A 21,266-nucleotide genomic window follows, 5' to 3' on the forward strand; every position below is an offset into this window, starting at 1 on the left:
TTTACCCTCAGATGTGGAAGGATTGCCCCTTGAATCATGGGAAATAACCCCTCAATTGTGAAATGATAAAATAAGGGGCAAACTCGGAGGTTCGCCCCTTATTTGTATCTCTAGCGGGATGAAGGCATGAATCGTCGTGCTTGGGTGAGGTTCACACGGTTATGATTCCTCGCCGTAAAGCATACTTGACCAGCTCTATCGTATTATGAATGCCCAACTTGTTCATTAGACTGGTCTTGTGCCCCTCAACCGTTTTGGGAGTAATAGTCAACATCTCCGCTATCTGTTGGGTCTTGTATCCTTCAACAACTAGTTTGAGTATTTCTCGCTCTCTATCGGTCAGTTGCTCATAATGATCTTTTATATCCTCCTTTAGTGCTACCCGCTGATAGTCTTCAACGAACAGCTTAGCTATAGCAGGAGATAAGTAGGATTCTCCAGCAAATATAGCCCGGATCCCGGAAATAAGCTCTGAAGACGCTGCAGTCTTGCTAATGAATCCATTAGCTCCGGCTTGGATGACTGGGAAAACGTGGTCTTTATCATCATACTGAGTGAGAATCAGGATCTTGATCTCTGAAAATTCCTTTCGTATACGGCGTATGGCTTCCAAGCCACCCATAATGGGCATGGCCATATCCATCAGAATGACATCTGGCAGTAATTGCCGAGCCTTTTCTAGCCCTTCCCTTCCATTAGCTGCCTCGCCCACTACCTCCATATCTCCAGCCAATGCCAACAGGCTGCAAATACCATCTCTAACAATGGCGTGATCATCCACTATCAGCACGTTTATCTTTCGCATCAGCTTTGCTCCAATACACTGGTACTCTTACCAAGATACTAGTGCCTTTTCCTGGCTGTGACTGGATATCACAGGTACCATCAAGGAGGTTCGCTCTCTCTTTCATGCTGAATAGTCCTCGTCCGCGACCGCTTTCGTCCACCTCAATTGGCATCGATGCATCAAACCCCTTGCCATCATCCTCGATTTGCATTGTTAGCTCGTCTGAATTGCACCGCAGACTTATCACTACGTTCTTGGCCTGGGAGTGCAAAGCGATATTGGCGATTGACCCCTGTGCGATGCGGTAAAGCCCGAATTCAACCTCGGAAGGCATGCGTTCCTCCATACCTTCCTGCTCTACCGATACGTTGATCCCTGCCGACTGAAGGCGATTCTCGGCTATTTGGCGGATGGCGGGGCCCAGCCCGAGACTATCCAAAGCTGTTGGCCTGAGAGACTTCATTATTTTATTGATCTCCGAATTTAGCTGAAGGGAGATATTATAGGCCTGTTCAAGCTTGGCCTTGAAGGCGGCATTGCCAAAGTCGGAGGCATTAGCGATGTTTAGGAGTGCTTGCATGTTAAGTGAGAGACCGGTCAGCGACTGGCTGGTTTCGTCATGTAGTTCGCGGGCGACCCTGCCTCGCTCTGCTTCCTGTGCTATCAACATATAACGGGCAAGTTGTCGATAGTTCTCCCGTTCCTTTCTCAACTGGCTATATAGCTCAGCCTGCTCAATAGCAACACCCACCTGATCCCCAATTGTGTGTAGTAAATGCATATCATCCTGGGTGAAGTGATGCGGCAGACGACTGGCAACATTCAACACACCGAGTACAGTGTCTTTGGCGCGGAGGGGGACGCTTAGAAATGCCTTAAGACCCTCTGTGCTTATCAAAGTGAGCCAGGCAGCGCGCGGGTCGGTAGAAATGTCCTCGAGCAGCACGGCCTTTCCATTTTGGGCCACCCTGCCGGCAACACCCTCACCGACCTCGAGGCGTATCTCCTCAGCATATTTGTCGGACAGTCCACGGTGGACGCGGTAGGAGAGCGTTTGCGTTTGTTCATCTATAATGAGGATTCCTCCGATAGTACCTTGCATGATCTCAAGCACGGTATCTAGGGCGACGTTAAGGACAGCATCCAAATCCCACAACCCGCTTACTGCAGCTGAGATCCGGCTTAGGGCTAGAAGCTCGCGATAGGGCTTCTTGGTCTTGCCTTCTACGTCGTGAAGGTTAGACCCCAAGCTGGTAGGGTTAGCATATTGTGTATCTCCTTCGTTTTTCGCTTCCATTCCTGTTACCTTCACTTCTCAGAGAATTAAGCGTACATGAAGTTACATATTCTTGTCAATCGGTAGTGGGTGAGCATGCAGCGATATGCAGTAGACAACCTCGATGATAATTTTGGTCGCTATGAGTATTTGAAAGATGTTGACATCTTGAGACGTTGTGTATTATGCTCTCTGCAGTGGGAGTCCATGTGTACGCCGGGTGGACGCTACGGGGTTGGTTGTATCAAAATTTTACCAGGGCTAAATTGTAAAAGGGTAAAGAGGCGCATTCGTCTAGTGGTTTAGGACACCTCCCTCTCAAGGACAAATTAGCTTTGAAGTTCACAACTCCCAGTGAACGAAGTCTGTCAACAAGTTCAGGATTTGCCTTCCTCTGTCCTGATAGAATCATTGATAAGTAGGACTTGCTGATACCGAGTTCTTTTGCTATATCGTTCTGTCTTCTCATTGTTTACCTCTCTTCGGTTTTCTCTTCCTTTTATAGTCTAGGCTCAGTACTACCCAGTCACGTCCTATTTTCTTGCCCTTAGCCATTCCGCTATGGCTTCTCTGACAATCTCGTCTATTTGTCTCCCCTCATCATTTGCTATGAGTTGGAGTTTCTCGTAGGTGTTAGGCGCTATGTTCATGTTAAGATTTGTGCTACTGATTTGTTGAGGTACTGTTGCTCCAATCGTCTGCTTTACAGAAGTTACCCCTTCACTTAATTCTTCAAAATAAGCTTCACGCTCAGAATCGATATATCTGTACCGCCCCATAAGCCATTTCCTACCAACAAGCTGAAGGTCACTTAAGTTGGTAACCCACTTGTCCCTGGGTAGTGGTTCAAATGGGTTGAAGTGTATGAACGCAAAACCAGCCTCGTCTTCTCTATCCCCGCCAGCAGGTTTATCATCAACTCCACGAACGGTTGTCTTACCCCACATAGTATAATTCCCATCCGGTTGCTTAGAAATGAAGAAGACCTTCATTCCAGGATAAGCGCGAGAGCCAAATGTTCTACCCTTCGGTGTGCAACCCCAACGGTATTTAATGCGTAGGTCCTGCTCCCAGCAGTGGCCCTTACATACTTCGTCTTCTGGAGAGGGATGGCTGATTTTCACATTTTCTTCGAAGCATAGCCAGCACAAGCTATCCTTACCAGGATTTCTACATGGTGCTTCCCAACTCTGATTATTGTAGAGAACTCGAATTACTAACCCCATTATTAACCACCTCATACTAATAGTATACTATATGATATCTTAGTGTATATAGTATCACATGATATAAAGATTGTCAATACCCAAGGGGTAGATTGGAGCCTAACTATGAGGTAAATGGTAAAAAGAAAAAGCCTTGTATAGCCGACACTATTTGAGTTGAGAAAACTCAGTTCGATAGTCACGAGGGCATGCGTCGCATATGACTTCGGGTATTCTCGGAATGTATAAGTAAAGCTCTCTAAAAAGTCGGCGAGCCAATGTCCACATCCACTCCTTAAACATTATGTAGATTTCATCGTCAGGTTGTGAATCCCAATATGGCTCTGGACAGTCTTTGTTTAATAATTTCCTCATATCTGTGAGATATATAGACTTATCTTTTTTCGGAAGTATTTGTATATATAGGTCTATCATATCTTCTAATTGGTCTAAATCGTTCCACAGTTCACTATCAGGGATATGCTGCTTTAAATATTTAAAAAGCGGGTTTAATTTAAAGTGCCATCTTTGGTTGTTTAGACGGCGTAGTTTGGATACCTTGCCTTTAGAGCTTGATTTTTGTTCTATTTTACAAAAATCCTTTGACCACGCCATTATTTCTATGCCAATATCCTTTAAATTAATGAAGTGTTTTTGTAGTGCTGACTCATAGATACTGGCTGGAACAGGCACTTGGCTCTCGACCTGTTGGCTATCATCATGCTGCCCTGATTTCAGCCGTCCTTTGGCATCCGGTCTTTCTTTTTCCACCAGAGATTGAACCTCTGGTAGCTCACTCACCAGTTTTACTAGCAATTCTACGGGCAATTCCAATAGCTCATCTCGCACCGCTCTTATAGTGTCTCTATGGATTACTCTACCCTCTAACTCCAAAGCAATAACTGTTTTTGAAACATTATCCCCGTATGCCCAATGAGCCCAAATCTCTTTCCTAGTCTCCCACGATTCATTTGTCTTTGCCCAATCAGGCCCTTTTTTAGTCATCCTCAGACCTCAGAAATTCAGCATATATTCAACATTTTATCAGTATAACTTAGCACATAATAGGTTCAACTAAGTATAACATAGCTGCTAGGTAATATTAAAAGGAGGTGCCTTATGGAAATAATGACCGTAAGCAAGGCTGCTAGGCAGGTCGGATGCTCTGAGAGGTGGCTACGACAAGCCGAGAAACAAGGTAAGATTCCCACAGCCCGTCGTGATTTGAACGGGTGGAGGGTCTATACAGAGGAAGACATTGAGAAGTTGAAGTCTTTGCTAATACCCGAAAGCTAAGACAAAAAGCAAGCCCCGACACGCAGCGGTCAACTGGATAGTCGGGGCAAGACCGAACACAGGAGGTTATCCCATGCCCATTTCTGATTGTATAACTGTAACTGGGGGAAGTCAATCCTATAGTGGGGTTATTCGTGTCCCCTCAGACGAAGGAAGCCGAATAATAGGCGTTATTCGTGATTCAACCTTCACTAAGAGCAACTGGCACTACTCCAAGCATATGTGCTGGAAACATCACGCTATCGGCCTAGATAGGGGGGCTTTTGTCGATTATGTGAAATCCCTTGCTACCACTATCATCGTTACTGATAAGGATACCGGGCGGGAATATCGGGCGAGTGTAGAGGATTTCGAGCGGCTTTCCATTGAGGATAACCTGGGCTGGGGGCAGCAGCTCTTTTTACCTCTTAAACACTGGGAGGTCATTGAGCCTGATGGCCATAAACCCCTCCAACTTGCGTTATGGGGAGGTAGGGGGTAAGGATGAGCGCTCCGACAGTACATGAAAATATAGGTCATACGCTCCTTGTATGGGAAGAGGAGCAGTTAAGAATAATAGTCCGGCGAGTGCGGGTTAATCAACGGGATGGCAACGTAACCGGGCAAATCACGATAACAAGTGATGCTCCTAGCTTTGCGGATAATCATCATCTTCACGAATCAGGGTTTAACTTCACTTCTGCAAGTGCGAGACGAACTTTAGCGAAAGATTTAGGAGAGCGGTATCAGGAATTTGATTGGTCACGGATACTGGAGCAGTTATGCAAGGAATTGACGCATATCGTTCGTCGCGGCGAGCCAGCAGTGGAGATTTATACAAATGAAGACGTAGAACCGCCCAAGTATCTGCTATATCCTTTATTACCCCTAAACCTTCCGACCATTGTTTTTGGAGATAGCGGAGTCGGGAAATCAGAGTTTGCCTTGGTAGTAGCGACCTGCGTTCGACTTCCCTGGAGGGATAACACATTAGGGTTTGAGGTTGGCGAAGAAGGGGGCGGAGTACTTTACCTTGATTTTGAGACCGATAAGTCAGACATAGCGTGGCGATTGAAGTGCTTGCAGAGAGGCTTTAATCTACCTGATTTCTCCATCCACCACAGATATTCCACATTAAGCCTCGCCGACGATATAGAGCAAATCCAAGAGATAATATCCCAAAAAAAAGTTAAGCTCATTATTGTTGACAGCCTCGGAGCGGCCTGCGGTGGAGACCTTAATGCTGCGGATGTGGCCCTTCGCTTCTTCAACGCCTTACGCTCCCTTAAGACAACAACCCTAATAATCGCCCACACATCGAAAGACCCTAATGTGAAGCAGAAGACAATCTTCGGCTCTGCGTTCTTTAAGGCTGCGGCACGCTCAGTATGGGAGTGCCGAAAAGCGCAGGAGACTGGTGAGGATGATATAAGCATAGCCCTTTTCCATCAAAAGGCCAATATATCGAAACTTCACCAACCCATCGGCTTCAAGTTCTCCTTTGAAACAGACAAGACTTATTGCAGGCAGCAAGATGTGAAGGGTGTTGCAGAATTCAGAGATGCGTTATCTGCCGCTGTTCAAATACGGGATGTCCTGAAAAGAGGAGCTATGTCAACAGAGGAGATACAGGATGAGACAGCACTAGCGAAAGATACCATACGCAAGACCTTGAATCGGATGAAGGACCGGGGAGAGGTCATCAAACTAGGAACGCATAAATGGGGGTTAGCTTCCCATGAAGAATAACGTGACACAAAAACGGGACAGGGGTATATATATATACCCCCCTGTCCTGTCCTGTTTTTGGGACGTCACGGGACACCTGTCCCGTTGTCCCGTTTTATAGCTAAGAATTTGAGGCTTAGCTATGAGGAAGTGTCCCGTTTTCAAAGCCCTTCAAAACCCTCAAAATGGGGGTGTCCCGCCAACTGTCCCGTTTTGCAGGTTACATATTCCATGCTACTATGCCAGATTATACATATTAACCAGCTATACCATTTCTCACCATCGCCCCAGGCTTAGAATTAGGCTAAAGCGCTCGTATTTGACCTGTACTGGCTACGTGTTTATATTCGAGGGATATTTTTATATGGCCAGGTGCGGAGCTGGGAGGTCGAATAGTGATTCTCGACTGGTGAGCTTGTCCCGTCGAATTTTGCGTTGAATAGCTATAAGAATTAATATGAAAAAGCCCGTGAATAGCTATAAGAATCAACTTTGAATAAGCCATTGAATAGCTATGGTATTCAATGGCGGTATGCTATTCTATCCTACCCATTCAGCCAACCTGCAGCCTTGAACCTGACAGCCTATTCACGCTCACTGGTGCCTTGAGGGATTGACAGGGTATATTACGAGGTATACAATTGCTGCCACATAAAGGTCAGGAGGTAATAACGATGAAAAAAGGGCGATTTGCAAAACTGCTCATATTATTTAGCACTGTTAGTTTGCTACTTTTAGTATTTTGTGGGAATCTGGTAGTATTCGCCAACGATAATGAAAACGGCCATAGGGAGATTCCTGTAGGTGGCGATGTATATCCAGTGAGTATGCTGGATATCCTTGCACCATGGTTGGGGCTTGTGGCGTTAATGGCAGTAGCTATGGCAGTTATAGTGTTGATTAAGAGGAAGAGAGTAGCGTAGGTTTTCCAACAGCGTACGGAAAAACAACAGGGGCTACCCAATAATGGGTGGTCCCTATTTATACCCGCATCCTTGAGCCTGCCAGCCCACACTACGGTATTGGCATGTATCAGACCCTCCTTACAAGAAATCACATTTTTGTAAGGGTTTTCCCCACACAAAAAGATACATACTTTCCCGACATACAAATGGCGCATCTTGTGTTACCGTTAGTATGAGCGTTTCGCCAGAGGCGCTTCCGGTATATAGCCACAGACGGGGAAAACTGAGGATTCACATACAAAAGAATATAGGCTCAGGAAGTATGGTGACCTATGGTTTTGCCCAAAAATAAACCTTTAAGCGGGGCACAGAAGCCCATCTCTGGAGGTTTTTTTATCGACGCACAACCTAGTATTCACCCCGACCAGGGCGTCAGGTCAGGCTATTTCCAGTCGCACTATATTGTAAATATTGATTTATGTGAGGATACGGTACGTTGACAGAATGTATACATGATGCTATAAACTCAGTTGAGAATCCCGCACGTCAAACATCCTCGTAGTGCGTTTCCTATTGCCCCCAACATTGACAGGCAAAGCTCAACGGAGTATTAATAGTTAAATTTGGCGCTTAGAGAAAAGCTATGGAATGCTCTAACTTATTACTATATTTGGGCACCATATTTATTGCCTCAGATTTAATTAGCCGTATTAGTTATCTAAGTAATGTTGGATTATTGCTTCCATTTGTCATTATTAGTCTGTTCTTATTAAAAAAAACCTTTGTCCGGAATATGAGACAGGAATCCCATTTCACTTCAGTTTGCCTGAAAATTCTCTTTTTGGTTGTTGCCCCAATTATCGTAATAATGGCGCTAATTCTTCTTTTAATTAACATCGCTCTGTTTTTACCAGGCGTCTTAGCCATTTTTATTAATGTTCTATTGAACGGCTTGTATCAATTAGAAATAAACCTGGTAGGACGTGAACGGTATATTGCACTCAGGAAGAAGTTGCTTGCGACAATGAAAAAAGAAAAGCAGATTGAAGAAAAATTGGCAACTCCTATACCTTTTCTTGGCACGATTGGATTAATGCTGGTAATCACCAGCTTTGTTATGGAATTAGTTGGCTGACTGCTAATATCGATGTAGATTAGAGAGAAAGTGAGGGGCTACCCGAGATAAGTGACCCCTATTACGCATCGCAGCATTGACAGGCTATGCGCCTAGGAGTATCGTCGCAATTATATGAAGGTAATGGGGTAAGGAGCCAAGGTAGGCGGATTTATAGAATGAGCTGCATGAGGAGCTTCAGGAGATACGGGGAAAAAGTGTGCCAAGGGAGTTAATCGGTATCTAAAGAGACACGGTGTACTCTTATCGCACAATAATCTCGACCGTCACGAATCCAGAGGAGGCTCGGTGTGTTAACCTTTGTGTTTAAAGATGAACTTGAGAAAGTACTAAATGGGCTCTTAACCAACATCGGGAGAATCTGGCAGCTCAGTACGCTAGCTGGTTCATCTGACATTACTTTCAGTACGTATCTTGGCAGAAAAGAGTTTTTAAAGCACCACCCTGTTGATAAGATAAGGGGCTATGCAGAGACATACCCAGACCTACAGGAATATATTGATAAATATGGTCCAAGAGAAGGATTCTGGAGATATGAGAGGAGTCTGCCACGCAAGGTAAATAGACTATTGTATAAGCAAATGGTAGTACTCTTGATAACGATTTTTGAGGCTTTTATAGGAGATGTATTGCTAATCACCTTCCGTGCTGAACCAAGATGTCTTTCAAGTGGGAAGAATATATCTTGGGAGAAGATAATAGAGCTAGGGGATTATAATTCTATAATTGAATATATTGCATCGGAAAGGTGCGCTGTTGTACTTTCTGGTGATTGGTACAAGATAGAAGCAGAGTTTAGCAGGCTTTTCAATATAGACTTAAGTGGTGAAATTGAGGAGAAAGCAATTGCAGAAATTTTTGAAATAAGGCATGCGGTGGTACATAGGGTTGGCCTTGTTGACCAAAGGTTTATTGATAAGGTAAATTCGTCAGAATGGGGAATAAATTACAGCTCGGGTAAGGAAATAATAATTAGTAGGCGGGAAATTCGGAGAATGGCCAGTTTTATTGAATACGCAGCTTTTACCATCTATAACCAGATAATCGCCAAATTTAAAGGGGATTAATAATCAGCCGAATTAAATAGATAACAATTCTTACTTTATAAAGGCAAGTCCCCTCTTAATAGCTACCCAGCATCCCTTCACCCCAATGGCGGCTTATAAAACTTCAGGCTATCGTTAAAGCTTACCGACCTGGTATATCTTTGTACCATCTATAGAATTCAGATACGATTTAGACCATCTCCCTACTAAGGATAATTTCATATTTAGTTGTTCACAAACAGTTCACAGTGATTTATTCGACGATAGAGGCTCAATGCCTCATCGAAGTTAAGCGATTTTGAATACTTCTCTACCATCGTGATATTCTCCCATCCACCTAGAGCTTGGACTATTCTCGTAGACAAGCCTGATTTAACCTGGTGGACACAAAAGCCTCGTCTGAAGGCATGAGCATTACATTGTATGCCAGTCTCAACCTTAAGTCTCTTGAGCATAGTCTGAGTGCCACCTTTGTTAATCTCAAAGTTATCGTGAGTGCTAAACCAGTCTCTTACCAGACCATTACCAGCAAGGCACTTCCGATAGCGATTACCCTTGCCTAATACGACCACAGTTCCCTCTCCCCAGTCAAAGTCCTTAGCTCTTACATTCACAGCTTCCGATAGCCTAGTGCCTGAATACCATAAGAAGCTAATAAGAGCCCTATCCCGTTCACAATGACAATGAGCCAGCAAGGTGTCTAGCTGCTCCTTTGACACAGCAGGCAGTAGCTTCTTTTGCGTCTTAGGTGGTGAGACCTTCTCAATAATGTTCTCAGGTATGTAACCATTCTGATATAACCATCTGGATAGTGCTCTAATGCAGGAGTAGAACTTGGCCTTACCATTCCCGCATCTAAGACTAGCCAGATAGCTGTTTATGCCTTCAGGGGTAATAGGATAGCCAACGAAGTTGTCTAGGGTGTAATGGTAGCTTTCAATGCTTCTGTAGCTTGCCCCTTGTGGACGGGATATGATAAACTTGTCGAGTAGCTCGGTTGTGAACTTTGTGAACTTTTTACCATCATCGACACGTGAGGCGCATTCGTCTAGCGGTTTAGGACACCTCCCTCTCAAGGAGGAGATCACGGGTTCGAATCCCGTATGCGCTACCAATAAGCACCTCATCGCCATGACATCCTAGCGGAGCCGAGTAACGGCGATAAAGATGGCAAGGGCAAGACCGATGAGGGTGTAGAAGCTTAACCAGGGGACGAAAAGGTAGTAGACAGTAAAGCTTGTCGCTACACTGATGCCGGCGATGGTTTGTAGGCCGGGGCCGCGCTTCCGGTTAGTGGCAAGGCTGATGAGTTCACCTATAGCATAGCCGATACCTGCCGCTATTAAGAGGGAGAGGAATAGGAAGGGTACCGCCCTCCAGATCAGGGCCCAGACAAATCCGGCAGCAGTGGCGACAGCAATGCCAACCCCCACGGCAATCAGATAATGCCGCAGGGATATCTCATAGGTCGGCAGGCGTTTCAGATTCGCACAGCCAGGGCAACGCGGTCCTACAAGCGTCTGCACCACGCATTTCGGGCAGATGGGGTTCCCACAACGGCCACAACTAAGGTTTGTTTCCACCTCCGGGTGGGTCAAGCATATCATTTCTTTTGCGCTGGATCCTTCATATTGATGGGATCTCGGTAGATCCAGGCCTCCCGGTCACGGGTATCCCGGTCCAGGACCAAACGATAAATCATTACCCGCTTCCAGTTGTTAAGGGGGATAGTGCGCTCTGCTAAGAGCCGCTTGAGAATTATGAGAAGCAACATGCCGAGCATAACCCAGACCCGTTCTAGTTCTGCGGATTCTCCGGGCAGATCTAAGCTGGCTAAGTACCACGCTAAGCTGGCAAGAGGCATGGCAGCGGCACCGAGGATCATCCACAATGGGGAGTTCTTCAGTAGGGCGATACCGAGGAGACAAATGACGATAAACAACAGGAGTTCCCACGGGGCTATAATAATGAGCACGCCTATCATGGTGGCGAACCCTCGCCCTCCGTCAAAGCCAAGGAAGATGGACCAGCTGTGGCCGGCTATAGCTGCCAGCCCCACGATTCCTGCTGCCCAAATATCGAAACCCAGCACATAGCATGCGATAGCTACGGGGATGGCACCTTTCAGGACATCGAAAATCCCTACGGGAACTACTGTCCATCGAGAAACCGAGTGCCATACATTTGATGCGCTGGCCACTCCGCTGCCATAATTCCTAATATCGATCCCTCTGAGCAGCCGGCCAGCGATGTAGGATGTTGGTATCGCACCGAGAAGATAAGCGCCTATTGTTAGGAGTATCAACTGGATCAGCATAACCGATCATCCTTGCCTAGGTTAACACCGAAACGAGCCATGAAATCCATTTCTCCCTGAGCTTGCCGGGGAAAAGGGGGGCGGCGTGAAAACCGCCCTCGGACAATAATAACTCCTTTGGTGGCTGGGCCCTCTCATAGAGCTTAAGGACTCCTTCATAAGGGACCCACTTGTCCCCTTTACAATTAATAAAAAGCTTAGGGAAGGCCCCCATTTTCTCTATGTTGGTAGAAGGGTTGAGCTTTTCCCAAGAATCAAGACTTTCCTCCAGGTTAATACGTAGTCGATAACCCTGAATCCACATCCAGAGCCTGGAGATCATTCCCTGGAACTTCCCCAACATAGGCAGGTATCCAATATGAGGAAACTCAATAACGAGGCTTCCTGCCCGTGCTGCCTTGGGATAAAGGGGAGCCCAACCCCCAGCAAATCCGCTGTTGAACTCAGCGGGACTGGATAGGGAAATCAGGGCCTGGATATTTTGTAGAGTGGTGGCTGCATGAATGGCTGCTATCGCTCCCATGCTGTGCCCTACCAGGGCGATGCGATGAGGGTCGATATTGACCTGGCGACGTATAAATTCTACCGCTGCCACGACGTCCTGAGCGAGATCGCCATTAAGTACCCCCTCGCTCTTACCATGACCGCGAAAATCGAAGGTGAGCGTCGCGATGCCCCGGCGCACCAGTCTCTGGGCGCTGGGGCTCATGGCGCGGTGCCCGGATCCTATCCCGTGGCAAAGAACCGCTGCCGGGAAGGGGCCATCACTAGTGGGGAGAAGTATCTCCCCATGCAGTGCACCTCCATTAGCGGGGAAAGCTACTGTCTTAGAATACCACTTCAATGTCTTATCATCTCTTGGGAGCGTTGCCGCTCCAGGGCCATAAGATGCTCGGCGCAATCGAAGGGGACATCTACCCCTCCAATGGGTGTCTCATTGTCGTCACCGAGACCGTGAAAATCGCTGCCCCCGGAGGCGATAAGCCCATGCTTGGCAGCCAGGTGGACCAAGCTATCGATCAACTTCCGGTCATATCCGTCATAGTATGCCTCCAAGCCCACCAATCCGACCCCTTTCAGCTTGACCACGAGTTCCTCGACGTTATCGATATCTGCCGGGTGTGCCAGCACGGGTAGACCCCTTGCATTTACAACTAGCTTAACTGCCTCTTGTGGGGAGAGCCTCGCCCGTTCGACATACGCTGGTCCCAGCCGACCGATGTATTTGGTAAATGCTTCTCGGAACGAAGAGATATAACCCCTCTCAAACATCGCCTGAGCGATGTGCGGTCGCCCCACGGAGGCACCCCCGGCCAATTCCAGGACTCGATTCCACGCAATATCGATCCCTAATTCCCCAAGCCTGGTAATCATCTTTAGCGCTCGTGCCTCACGGGAGTTACGCAACTTTTCGAGAGCTTGCTTGAGCTTCTTATCCCGATTGTCTACAAAGTAACCCAGAATGTGAACCTCATTGTTGGGGATGTCGGTGTTTATCTCAAGTCCGGGTATCACTATGAGGGGGGGGAGGGACTCGGCTGCTAGAAGGGCCGGTTCAATCCCTGCTAGAGAGTCATGGTCGGTGATGGCGATCACGCTCAGCCCCTGTTTCGCCGCAACACGCACCACCTCCTCCGGGCTCAATCGCCCATCGGAGGCCGTAGTATGAATGTGGAGATCAACCTTCATAGCATTTTTATTCTATTTCCCGGTCGATTCGGCTTATATAATTCGCCCTGCCTGTACTCTCATCCACCTCTATTAGAACGGAATTAAACAGGACATTTCCCTTGCCCACGGATATGCGATGGGGAAGCTGGGTAAGAAACCTCGTGAGCACCGTCTCAATATCATCTCCTATTACTGAATCGAGGGGGCCGGCCATGCCCACATCGGTGATGAAGGCGGTGCCTTTGGGTAGTAACCGGGCATCGATGGTGCCAACATGGGTATGAGTGCCCAACACCGCACTAACCCGGCCGTCTAGATACCAGCCCATAGCTACCTTTTCCGAGGTAGCCTCGCCGTGAAAATCAACTATGATTACGGGGGGTTTATCATCGGCAAGTTCCTCGAGGAGTTGGTCCATTGCTCGGAAGGGGCAATCGAAGTTTCCGATAAATGTACGCCCAAGTAGGTTTACTACCAGGACACCCTTCTTGATAAGGTAGCCGTGACCGGGAACATTGGGTGGGTAGTTTAGTGGGCGCAGGATGGCCAGGTTGCTATCGAGTGAGGGTATAATCTCCCGTTGATTCCAGATATGGTTTCCCGAGGTGATGACATCGATATCGGCCTCAAAGAGTTCCTGTGCTGTTTCCTTGGTCAGGCCAAGACCCCCGGCAGCGTTTTCACCATTGGCGATTACCAGATCTAGGGCATATTCTTGGCGTAACACGGGCAATAATGTACGCATCGCCCGTCTGCCGGGCCTGCCGATTATGTCGCCCACCATGAGAATTCGCAATATCTCTCCTATTTTGCGTAGTCGACTGCTCTGGTTTCTCTGATGACCGTCACCTTTATCTGACCCGGATACTCCAGGGTCTCCTCGATCTTCTTCACAATGTCTCGGGAAAGCCTCAATGCTTCAAGGTCATCTATCTCAGTAGGTTTAACCATAATACGGATCTCGCGACCAGCCTGGATGGCATAGGATTTCTCTACACCTGAAAAGCTATTGGCTACATTTTCCAGCGCTTCCAGGCGCTTCAGGTAGTGATCGAGGGACTCCCTTCTGGCCCCTGGCCTCCCCCCGCTGATGGCATCAGCGGCAGAGATAATAAAACCCAGTACGCTCATTGAGTCGGTTTCCCCATGATGCTCTGCCACGGCATTGACCACCTCGTTAGATTTATCCCATTGCTTAACCAGGTCAGCGCCTATCTTGGCATGTGGTCCCTCCACCTGGAAATCTACTGCCTTGCCGATATCGTGTAGCAGGCCCGCTTTCTTGGCTAGAGCAACCTTGGCACCCAGCTCCGAGGCGATCATGCCGGCTAGGTGTGCTACCTCGATGCTGTGCTGCAGTATGTTCTGTCCATAGCTGAAGCGATACTTGAGACGACCCAACAGCTTGATTAGGTTTGGCTGCAGACCGGGCATTCCCAGTTCGTGTGCTGCCCGCTCCCCTTCTGCCTGGATCGTTGCCTCGACCTCGCTTCTCGCCGTAGCCACTGTATCTTCAATGCGGGCAGGGTGGATTCTGCCATCGAGGATAAGCTTTTCCAGTGCGATCCGAGCGATCTCGCGACGTACCGGATCGAAACTCGAGATGGTTACTGCCTCGGGGGTATCATCGACTATTAGGTCCACACCGGTGGCATTCTCAAGGGCTCTGATGTTCCGCCCCTCGCGCCCGATGAGGCGTCCCTTCATCTCATCGCTAGGTAGTGGAACTACGGATACAGTGCTCTCGGAGACTACATCGGTGGCACAACGCTGAATAGCCTGTGAGAGGATCTCCCGGGCCCGCTCAGCAGCCTCCCGTTTAAGCTGAGCCTCAGTCTCTTGAATACGGCGTGAGACAGCCTCATGGACCTCATCCTCTACCGCCTTGATCAGGAGTTCTTTTGCCTCATCGCTGGAGATCCTGGAGATAAGCTCCAACTGCTGAATCTGCTTCTGTTTCAACTCTTGAAGATGAGCATGCAGGTCTTCGGCCTCCTTTTCCTTGGCGATTATCCCCTTTTCTCGACGTTCCAAGGAATCAAGCTTCTTATCCAGGTTGTCCTCTTTTTGAGAGATTCTGTTTTCGTATCGCAGAATCTCAGCGCGACGCTTGCGAACTTCTGACTCCGCTTGAGATTTGATCTTTAGCGCCTCTTCTTTGGCCTCAAGGATCGTTTCCTTGTGCTTTGTCTGGGCATCGGTGCGGAGAGCTTCAATCTCACTTTGGGCGGCGCGAATATGGCGACCAACAACCAGCCGCCATGCCAGGAAAGCAACGCCACACCCAAGGCCAATCCCCCCCAACGCTGCCACGATTATTTCCCACGGCATTTCTATCTCCCCTTTCGTCTGGAGCCTTCCAGATAATATCAGGCTATCTTAAATACTCTATTATAAAAAATCCTGTTTGCTTCGAAGTTAATAGAGCTACTCTAGTTCCTGCCAAAGGCGTTCAGTGGTGCGCTTGACTACTTCATAACTGAAGCCTCTCCTGCGTAGAAAAGCGCCCATCTTCCGCCTGAAGGTTTCATAGTCCTCTTTGCCCAGGGCGCGCATCCTCCTTTGCGCTGCTCGGTAGGCGTTTTCATCATCGTTAATCCCATCCAGCACGTCATCGATTATCTCTGGGTCAACCCCTTTATGCCTGAGCTCCACTTTGAGTAGCTGCCTGCCGCGGGGGCTAAAGGAGTCCCGCTCCTCTCTCCAGAATGCTGCGAAGGTGGCGTCATCTATCATTTGCCTTGCCCTGAGCTGAAAAATGACCCCCTCAATGGCTTCCGTATTGAATCTTCGGCTGAGCCTGGTTCTGATCTCCGCCTCGCTTCGTGGGCGATATCTCAGCAGGCGAAGGGCAGCATCAAGGCACTTTCCGTAGATGTCGGTGTTCGCCAGTTTCTCTATCTGGGAATCGGAAAGTACCTGCCCAGGGTAGAGACCATGCTCTTCGACCATGTCTCTTCCCAGGCTGAAAGCGAAGAGACCATCCAGGAAGATACTGGCGCGCTCTCCCTTCCTTTTATTGGCCTCGATAGAGGTTATGGTCTTCATAAATAAACACAAAAAGGCTGGACACACAAGTCTCCCAGCCTTTTTTCGCCTTTCCGCCTATGACGGGCTCTATTGCTCGGCTACATCGCTTTGATTAGGGCTTTGATGAGGGAAGGCTACCGCTCGGATCTGACGCTCGATTTCCTGGGCTACCTCTTTATGCTCTGTTAGGTAATCTCTGGCGTTCTCTCGACCCTGACCAAGGCGGGTGTCGCCAAAGGAGTAGAATGCGCCCGTTTTCTGCAGCAACCCGATTCCAACTCCCAGGTCGAGAAGGCAGCCTTCGCCGCTAACCCCCTGAGCGAACATGATGTCAAACTCGGCGTTCTTGAAGGGAGGAGCGACCTTGTTCTTCACGATCTTGGCCCTAACCCGGCTCCCTACAAGCTCGTCTCCTTTTTTAATGGTTTCCACTCTTCTCAGATCGATCCTTACCGAGCTATAGAATTTCAATGCTCGACCCCCTGGGGTCACCTCGGGGTTGCCAAAGAAAACCCCCACCTTCTCACGCAATTGATTGATGAATATGACCGCGGTTTGCGATCTGTGGATGGTAGCAGAAAGCTTTCTAAGCGCCTGGGACATCAAGCGAGCTTGCAGTCCCACATGGGCATCCCCCATATCCCCCTCAAGCTCTGCCCTAGGTACAAGGGCAGCTACGCTATCGATAACTACCACATCCACCGCCCCGCTACTGACCAAGTGCTCTGTGATCTCCAGCGCCTGCTCCCCCGTATCCGGCTGGGAAAAAATTAGTTCATCCACTTTGACACCACATTTGGCGGCATAGCCAGGCTCAAAGGCATGCTCAGCATCGATATATGCTGCCGCACCACCTCGATTCTGGGCTTCAGCGATAATATGAAGTGAAATGGTCGATTTTCCGCTCATCTCTGGCCCAAAGATCTCAGTAACCCGACCCCTGGGGATACCCCCAATGCCAATGGCTAGGTCCAGTGATATGGCACCGGTGGGGATAAAGTCCACCGGTGTCCTGATCGAATCCTCACCGAGCCTCATGATCGAGCCCTTACCGAACTTCTTCTCGATCTGGCTTATAGCCAGATCGAGTGCCTTTTCCTTCTCTGTAATCATCTTGCCGCCTGGCGTCAAAGAGATTCCTCAAAAGCATAATATCACAGTGATGTTGCTAACACAAGGGGATTGTCCTCGTCGGTACATTAATGGCATAAACATATCTTATGTCAACTTGAAACTTTGCATCCTGTCCTTGCCACAAAAATCTAATTTCGGGCAATTCGAGGGTTACATTTTACTTACTTCATTCGATTAGGTAGATAACCTTTGCATGATCATGTGGAGATCGCGCTGGTCGAAGTTATCACCCCCAAATCATAAGGCTACTGATGAACGAACTCCTCCACAGTCAATACACACTCAGTTGAATCCTTCACAAAGCCTTTGGCAATTGGTATGTTGGATTTCGAGCCGCGAAGCGAGCGTATACTCTTGCTAAGGTTAAATTTCGCGACTGGTTTAAACAACCTTAATTCGCTATGATCAAAGCGATTTAAAAGGGCGGTATGGCGGGCAAGGCTCTCTTATGGGCGCTTCCTGTTATCCTGGCATCGACCTTCTTCTTCACCTCCTCTGCAGCCTGACCTGTGATGAGATAATGGTCAAGTTCCTCGTATGTTATTCCCATCTCCCCCTCATCGGTTTGCCCCACCCATAGGCCTGCAGAGGGAGGCTTCTGGATGATTTCTTTCGGGATATCCAGATAGACCGCCAACTCCCGAACCTGTCTTTTCACAAGATTGCCCAGAGGCAGGATATCCACCGCGCCATCGCCATATTTAGTGAAGTATCCGATAGATATTTCACTCCTATTGCTGGTACCCACTACCAGATAGCCAAGCTGAGTAGCTGAGTAGTATAGTGCGAGCATTCTCAGTCTGGGTTTTAGATTAGCTTCAGCCAGTTTCTTGTTAACCGGCTCATGATCGCCAGCAGATAGTACCCTTAGCAGTGAGTCGAACGCCTCTTCCAGAGCAATAGTGCTAGTGGGGATGTGGAATTTATTAACAACCGCCTCGGCATGTTCGATATCGGTTTCGCTGCTGTAGCATGGCATTATTAACGCTAGGGCGTTGGCGGGGAAGGCACGCTTACAAAGCACTGCTACCACCGCGGAGTCAAGACCGCCGCTCAGTCCAAAGACTACACCTCTGCGCTTCGCTAGTGCTACCTGATCCCTTATCCAGGCTGTTAGTTTATTTGCCAGTTCTTCCATAAATACAAATTGACGAACTAGAATGCTTGCAGTATACTCTGCAAATGGCTATCAAGTCAAAGGGCCGAGCATAATGGACACCACCCTTTTTATTATCGTCGTTGTTGCTATTGTCTTCGCAGTAATCCTGCGCATTATGTTGCGATCCTTCAGACGGCGACAGGCGGGGCGAGATAGGGACGAAGAGTGGAGAAAAGGCGAAGAGGTGTCCTCGCTGGAGAAGACTATTCCGATGGCAGAGGGCATACCATCGCAGATAGAGACCCGGCTTAAAGAAGTCGAAAAAGCCTTCCATGTGGAGAGTACAACCCCGTTAGCGGAAATTACCCCATCGGAAAGTAAGACGGATGTTAAAAAAGAGGTTCAAGTCGAAATCTCCCATATCAGTAAATCCTTCGGGGGCAATATGGTGGTACAGGATGTTTCCTTCACCATTGAGACGGGAGAGGTCTTTGGCCTGGTAGGGCCCAATGGCGCGGGAAAGACCACCACCATAAGGATGCTCATGGACATCATAAGGCCTGACTCCGGGGAGATCAGGCTCTTCGGCCAGCCTCTGGGGGAAGAAAGCAAGAACAGAATCGGCTATCTTCCCGAGGAGAGGGGCCTATACCGAAAAATGAGGGTGTCCGATTCTCTGGTATACCTGGCCAGCCTGAAGGACGTGGAGACAAGGGTTGCTAAGGAGCGGGCGGAGGAGCTACTGAGACAGGTGGATATGCTCCCCCACAAGGATAAAAAGGTAAGCGAGTTGAGCCGTGGCATGGGGCAGATCATCCAGTTCCTGGTCACTATTACACACAGTCCGGATCTAATTATCCTCGACGAGCCCTTTGCCGGACTCGATCCGGTGAACAGGCAGCTCTTGAAGGACATCGTTCTCGGGCTTAAGCGGCAGGGGAAGACGATCATCCTTAGTACCCATATGATGAATGAGGTGGAGGAGATGTGCGACCGCATCCTAATGATCGACAAGGGGCACGTTGTCCTCTATGGGAACCTGGCTGAGATAAAATGGCGCTTCCGCAACAACTCCGTATTTGTGGATTGCGATGGTGATATCGGTGAGCTTGAGGGGGTAAGCGGCAGAAAGGAACACGGCAAATATGTGGAGCTATTCCTCGATGGCGACACCCCTCCTCAGAATATACTCAGCCAGCTTGTAGCAAGAAATCTCAGAGTAGATCGCTTCGAGGTTTCCACTCCGTCTCTAAATGAGATATTCATTCAGGTTGTGAAGCAATGAAGAAGACATGGACCATTGCAAGGCACGAATTTATAACCACCATAAGGAGAATATCCTACATCCTGCTTACTTTAAGCTTCCCTGTTCTAGGTCTGCTGGGGATACTGATCTATACAGGTGTCACACAGTGGGGTGGTGAAGGCCCGCCACCTGAGGATTTAAAGGTCGGCTATGTTGATAATACAGGCATGTTCGATGAATATACCGACCCTGATGGTGTTGTTTTCATTCTTTATGACACCAGCGATGAGGCCAGAGAGGCGCTGTTTATTGAAGAGATCAGCGAGTATTTTATCATTCCTGAGAACTACTTAGAAATGGGGCTGATCGAGAGATATACCACGGAGCGGGAGCTGGGGCTGCCGGGCGCAACTATGGTGCTAATGGAAGACTTTCTCATTGCCAATCTTCTTTCCGGGGAGGTGAGCGATGAAGTTCTGCAGCGGGCACAGTCCCCAATGCTGTCAGTATCCACTAGACTGGATCCAGAAACGGGAGAGGTCATACCTGCGGAGAGCGAGTTTGCCGCCTTTGCCATGCCATACATCTTTGCCCTACTATTCATGATGTCCCTATTCTTTACCTCGGGATATTTGCTTCAAGGGGTCAGCGAGGAGAAGGAGAATCGACTCATTGAAATTTTGTTGTCCTCGGTCTCGGCTAGACAACTGTTGACTGGAAAGGTAATAGGGCTCGGTGCTGCCGGGCTGATTCAGATAGTGATATGGCTTATCTCTGCCATGGCACTGCTCGCTATTGCCTCGCTATCTATTTCGCTACCCGAGGGGCTCACCATTCCTATCGGCCTCTTCATCTTTGGTATCATTTATTTCATCCTCGGGTACCTTCTCTTTGGCATTATGATGACCACTCTAGGCTCCATCGGCTCTACCGCCAGGGAGAGCAGCCAGTGGACAGGTATAATCGTCATGCCGGCAGTAGTCCCTCTAGTCCTCGTTGGCCTTTTCGGCAGCAACCCCGATCACATCATCTTCACCATTTTCACCCTTTTCCCATTGACTGCTCCGGTAGCGGCTATAATGAAGCTTAGCATTGGCGCACTCCCCATCTGGGAGCTACTGCTTAGCCTTGCTATACTCATTGCCTCGATTTTGGGGGCAATGTGGCTTGCCGCCCGGGTTTTTCGCACCTTCCTGCTGATGTATGGCAAGCGTCCCAGCTTGAGAGAGATGCGCAGGTATATCCGAGAGGGTTGATTTGCCCTTTCCGCCCATTTCGCCATTTTTACCTTTTACAGAATGAAATCGGTAATTAATATTTTTTCCTCTGGTTAAAATTATATCGACTATAGTAGATATCTCGTACCTATAACCCTATCTAAATCAACATCGACTATAGTAGTGGGCAATGGT

General features: G+C 48.3%; 23 protein-coding genes and 1 tRNA gene. 9 read left to right on the plus strand and 15 right to left on the minus strand.

The features are described 5' to 3' along the window. Nucleotides 1–151: 151 nt before the first annotated feature. The 5 genes from VMX96_07090 to VMX96_07110 all read right to left on the minus strand — a co-directional run bounded on the left by VMX96_07090 (nt 152) and on the right by VMX96_07110 (nt 4,273). Nucleotides 152–805, minus strand: coding sequence for a response regulator transcription factor (locus tag VMX96_07090; GenBank protein ID HUU63663.1), 654 nt, complete (start codon nt 803–805; stop codon nt 152–154). Further along, on the minus strand, nt 774–2,084 hold the full coding sequence (locus tag VMX96_07095) for a GAF domain-containing sensor histidine kinase (protein ID HUU63664.1): 1,311 nt from the start codon (nt 2,082–2,084) through the stop codon (nt 774–776). Before VMX96_07095 ends, VMX96_07090 begins: the two co-directional genes overlap by 32 nt. 223 nt (nt 2,085–2,307) lie before the next feature. After that, the gene (locus tag VMX96_07100) at nt 2,308–2,532 is read right to left on the minus strand and encodes a helix-turn-helix transcriptional regulator (protein HUU63665.1); all 225 of its coding nucleotides are present in this window, start codon (nt 2,530–2,532) and stop codon (nt 2,308–2,310) included. A 64-nt stretch (nt 2,533–2,596) separates the two neighbouring features. After that, a complete protein-coding gene (locus VMX96_07105) occupies nt 2,597–3,289 on the minus strand; it encodes a hypothetical protein (GenBank protein HUU63666.1) in 693 nt (230 codons plus the stop codon). Between the two features lie 147 nt (nt 3,290–3,436). Then, complete coding sequence (locus tag VMX96_07110) at nt 3,437–4,273, minus strand: hypothetical protein (GenBank protein HUU63667.1); 837 nt, start codon at nt 4,271–4,273, stop codon at nt 3,437–3,439. 114 nt (nt 4,274–4,387) lie between these two features. Here VMX96_07110 and VMX96_07115 point away from each other — a divergent pair, with 114 nt between their 5' ends. The 6 genes from VMX96_07115 to VMX96_07140 all read left to right on the plus strand — a co-directional run bounded on the left by VMX96_07115 (nt 4,388) and on the right by VMX96_07140 (nt 9,378). Beyond that, nucleotides 4,388–4,564: a MerR family transcriptional regulator gene (locus tag VMX96_07115; protein ID HUU63668.1), complete on the plus strand. Its 177-nt coding sequence runs from the start codon at nt 4,388–4,390 to the stop codon at nt 4,562–4,564. A 73-nt stretch (nt 4,565–4,637) separates the two neighbouring features. Beyond that, a complete protein-coding gene (locus VMX96_07120) occupies nt 4,638–5,045 on the plus strand; it encodes a hypothetical protein (protein HUU63669.1) in 408 nt (135 codons plus the stop codon). A 2-nt stretch (nt 5,046–5,047) separates the two neighbouring features. Then, nucleotides 5,048–6,292, plus strand: coding sequence for an AAA family ATPase (locus VMX96_07125; GenBank protein ID HUU63670.1), 1,245 nt, complete (start codon nt 5,048–5,050; stop codon nt 6,290–6,292). A gap of 653 nt (nt 6,293–6,945) precedes the next feature. Then, the gene (locus VMX96_07130) at nt 6,946–7,194 is read left to right on the plus strand and encodes a hypothetical protein (GenBank protein ID HUU63671.1); all 249 of its coding nucleotides are present in this window, start codon (nt 6,946–6,948) and stop codon (nt 7,192–7,194) included. Between the two features lie 625 nt (nt 7,195–7,819). Next, complete coding sequence (locus tag VMX96_07135; protein ID HUU63672.1) at nt 7,820–8,311, plus strand: hypothetical protein; 492 nt, start codon at nt 7,820–7,822, stop codon at nt 8,309–8,311. 290 nt (nt 8,312–8,601) lie between these two features. Then, on the plus strand, nt 8,602–9,378 hold the full coding sequence (locus tag VMX96_07140) for a hypothetical protein (protein HUU63673.1): 777 nt from the start codon (nt 8,602–8,604) through the stop codon (nt 9,376–9,378). 203 nt (nt 9,379–9,581) lie between these two features. On the opposite strand, the gene VMX96_07145 is transcribed toward VMX96_07140, so the two are convergent. Continuing rightward, nucleotides 9,582–10,076 (minus strand): tyrosine-type recombinase/integrase, encoded by a 495-nt coding sequence (locus VMX96_07145; GenBank protein ID HUU63674.1) that lies wholly within the window; start codon nt 10,074–10,076, stop codon nt 9,582–9,584. A 318-nt stretch (nt 10,077–10,394) separates the two neighbouring features. Here VMX96_07145 and VMX96_07150 point away from each other — a divergent pair. Further along, nucleotides 10,395–10,471 (plus strand) — tRNA-Glu (locus tag VMX96_07150). Between the two features lie 25 nt (nt 10,472–10,496). On the opposite strand, the gene VMX96_07155 is transcribed toward VMX96_07150, so the two are convergent. The 9 genes from VMX96_07155 to nadE form a co-directional block, all read right to left on the minus strand. Next, on the minus strand, nt 10,497–10,964 hold the full coding sequence (locus VMX96_07155; protein HUU63675.1) for a hypothetical protein: 468 nt from the start codon (nt 10,962–10,964) through the stop codon (nt 10,497–10,499). After that, complete coding sequence (locus tag VMX96_07160; GenBank protein HUU63676.1) at nt 10,961–11,674, minus strand: glycerol-3-phosphate acyltransferase; 714 nt, start codon at nt 11,672–11,674, stop codon at nt 10,961–10,963. Before VMX96_07160 ends, VMX96_07155 begins: the two co-directional genes overlap by 4 nt. A 16-nt stretch (nt 11,675–11,690) precedes the next feature. Then, a complete protein-coding gene (locus VMX96_07165) occupies nt 11,691–12,518 on the minus strand; it encodes an alpha/beta fold hydrolase (protein HUU63677.1) in 828 nt (275 codons plus the stop codon). Next, complete coding sequence (locus VMX96_07170) at nt 12,515–13,363, minus strand: PHP domain-containing protein (GenBank protein HUU63678.1); 849 nt, start codon at nt 13,361–13,363, stop codon at nt 12,515–12,517. The genes VMX96_07165 and VMX96_07170 overlap by 4 nt, the downstream gene beginning before the upstream one ends. Before the next feature lie 7 nt (nt 13,364–13,370). Beyond that, entirely contained in the window at nt 13,371–14,141 is a 771-nt protein-coding gene (locus tag VMX96_07175; protein ID HUU63679.1) for a TIGR00282 family metallophosphoesterase, read from the minus strand. A gap of 8 nt (nt 14,142–14,149) precedes the next feature. After that, nucleotides 14,150–15,676: a ribonuclease Y gene (rny, locus tag VMX96_07180; protein ID HUU63680.1), complete on the minus strand. Its 1,527-nt coding sequence runs from the start codon at nt 15,674–15,676 to the stop codon at nt 14,150–14,152. Between the two features lie 96 nt (nt 15,677–15,772). Next, nucleotides 15,773–16,393 (minus strand): RecX family transcriptional regulator, encoded by a 621-nt coding sequence (locus tag VMX96_07185; GenBank protein ID HUU63681.1) that lies wholly within the window; start codon nt 16,391–16,393, stop codon nt 15,773–15,775. Nucleotides 16,394–16,462: 69 nt separating this feature from the next. Next, the gene (gene recA, locus VMX96_07190; GenBank protein ID HUU63682.1) at nt 16,463–17,488 is read right to left on the minus strand and encodes a recombinase RecA; all 1,026 of its coding nucleotides are present in this window, start codon (nt 17,486–17,488) and stop codon (nt 16,463–16,465) included. A 436-nt stretch (nt 17,489–17,924) separates the two neighbouring features. Next, on the minus strand, nt 17,925–18,647 hold the full coding sequence (gene nadE / locus VMX96_07195; GenBank protein ID HUU63683.1) for an NAD(+) synthase: 723 nt from the start codon (nt 18,645–18,647) through the stop codon (nt 17,925–17,927). A gap of 73 nt (nt 18,648–18,720) precedes the next feature. On the opposite strand from nadE, the gene VMX96_07200 reads away from it, so the two are divergent. Then, nucleotides 18,721–19,893: an ATP-binding cassette domain-containing protein gene (locus VMX96_07200; GenBank protein ID HUU63684.1), complete on the plus strand. Its 1,173-nt coding sequence runs from the start codon at nt 18,721–18,723 to the stop codon at nt 19,891–19,893. Next, complete coding sequence (locus VMX96_07205) at nt 19,890–21,110, plus strand: ABC transporter permease (GenBank protein ID HUU63685.1); 1,221 nt, start codon at nt 19,890–19,892, stop codon at nt 21,108–21,110. Before VMX96_07200 ends, VMX96_07205 begins: the two co-directional genes overlap by 4 nt. Nucleotides 21,111–21,266 lie beyond the last annotated feature (156 nt).

It is taken from the genome of Dehalococcoidia bacterium (assembly GCA_035528575.1).
GTDB lineage: Bacteria > Chloroflexota > Dehalococcoidia > E44-bin15 > E44-bin15 > DATKYK01.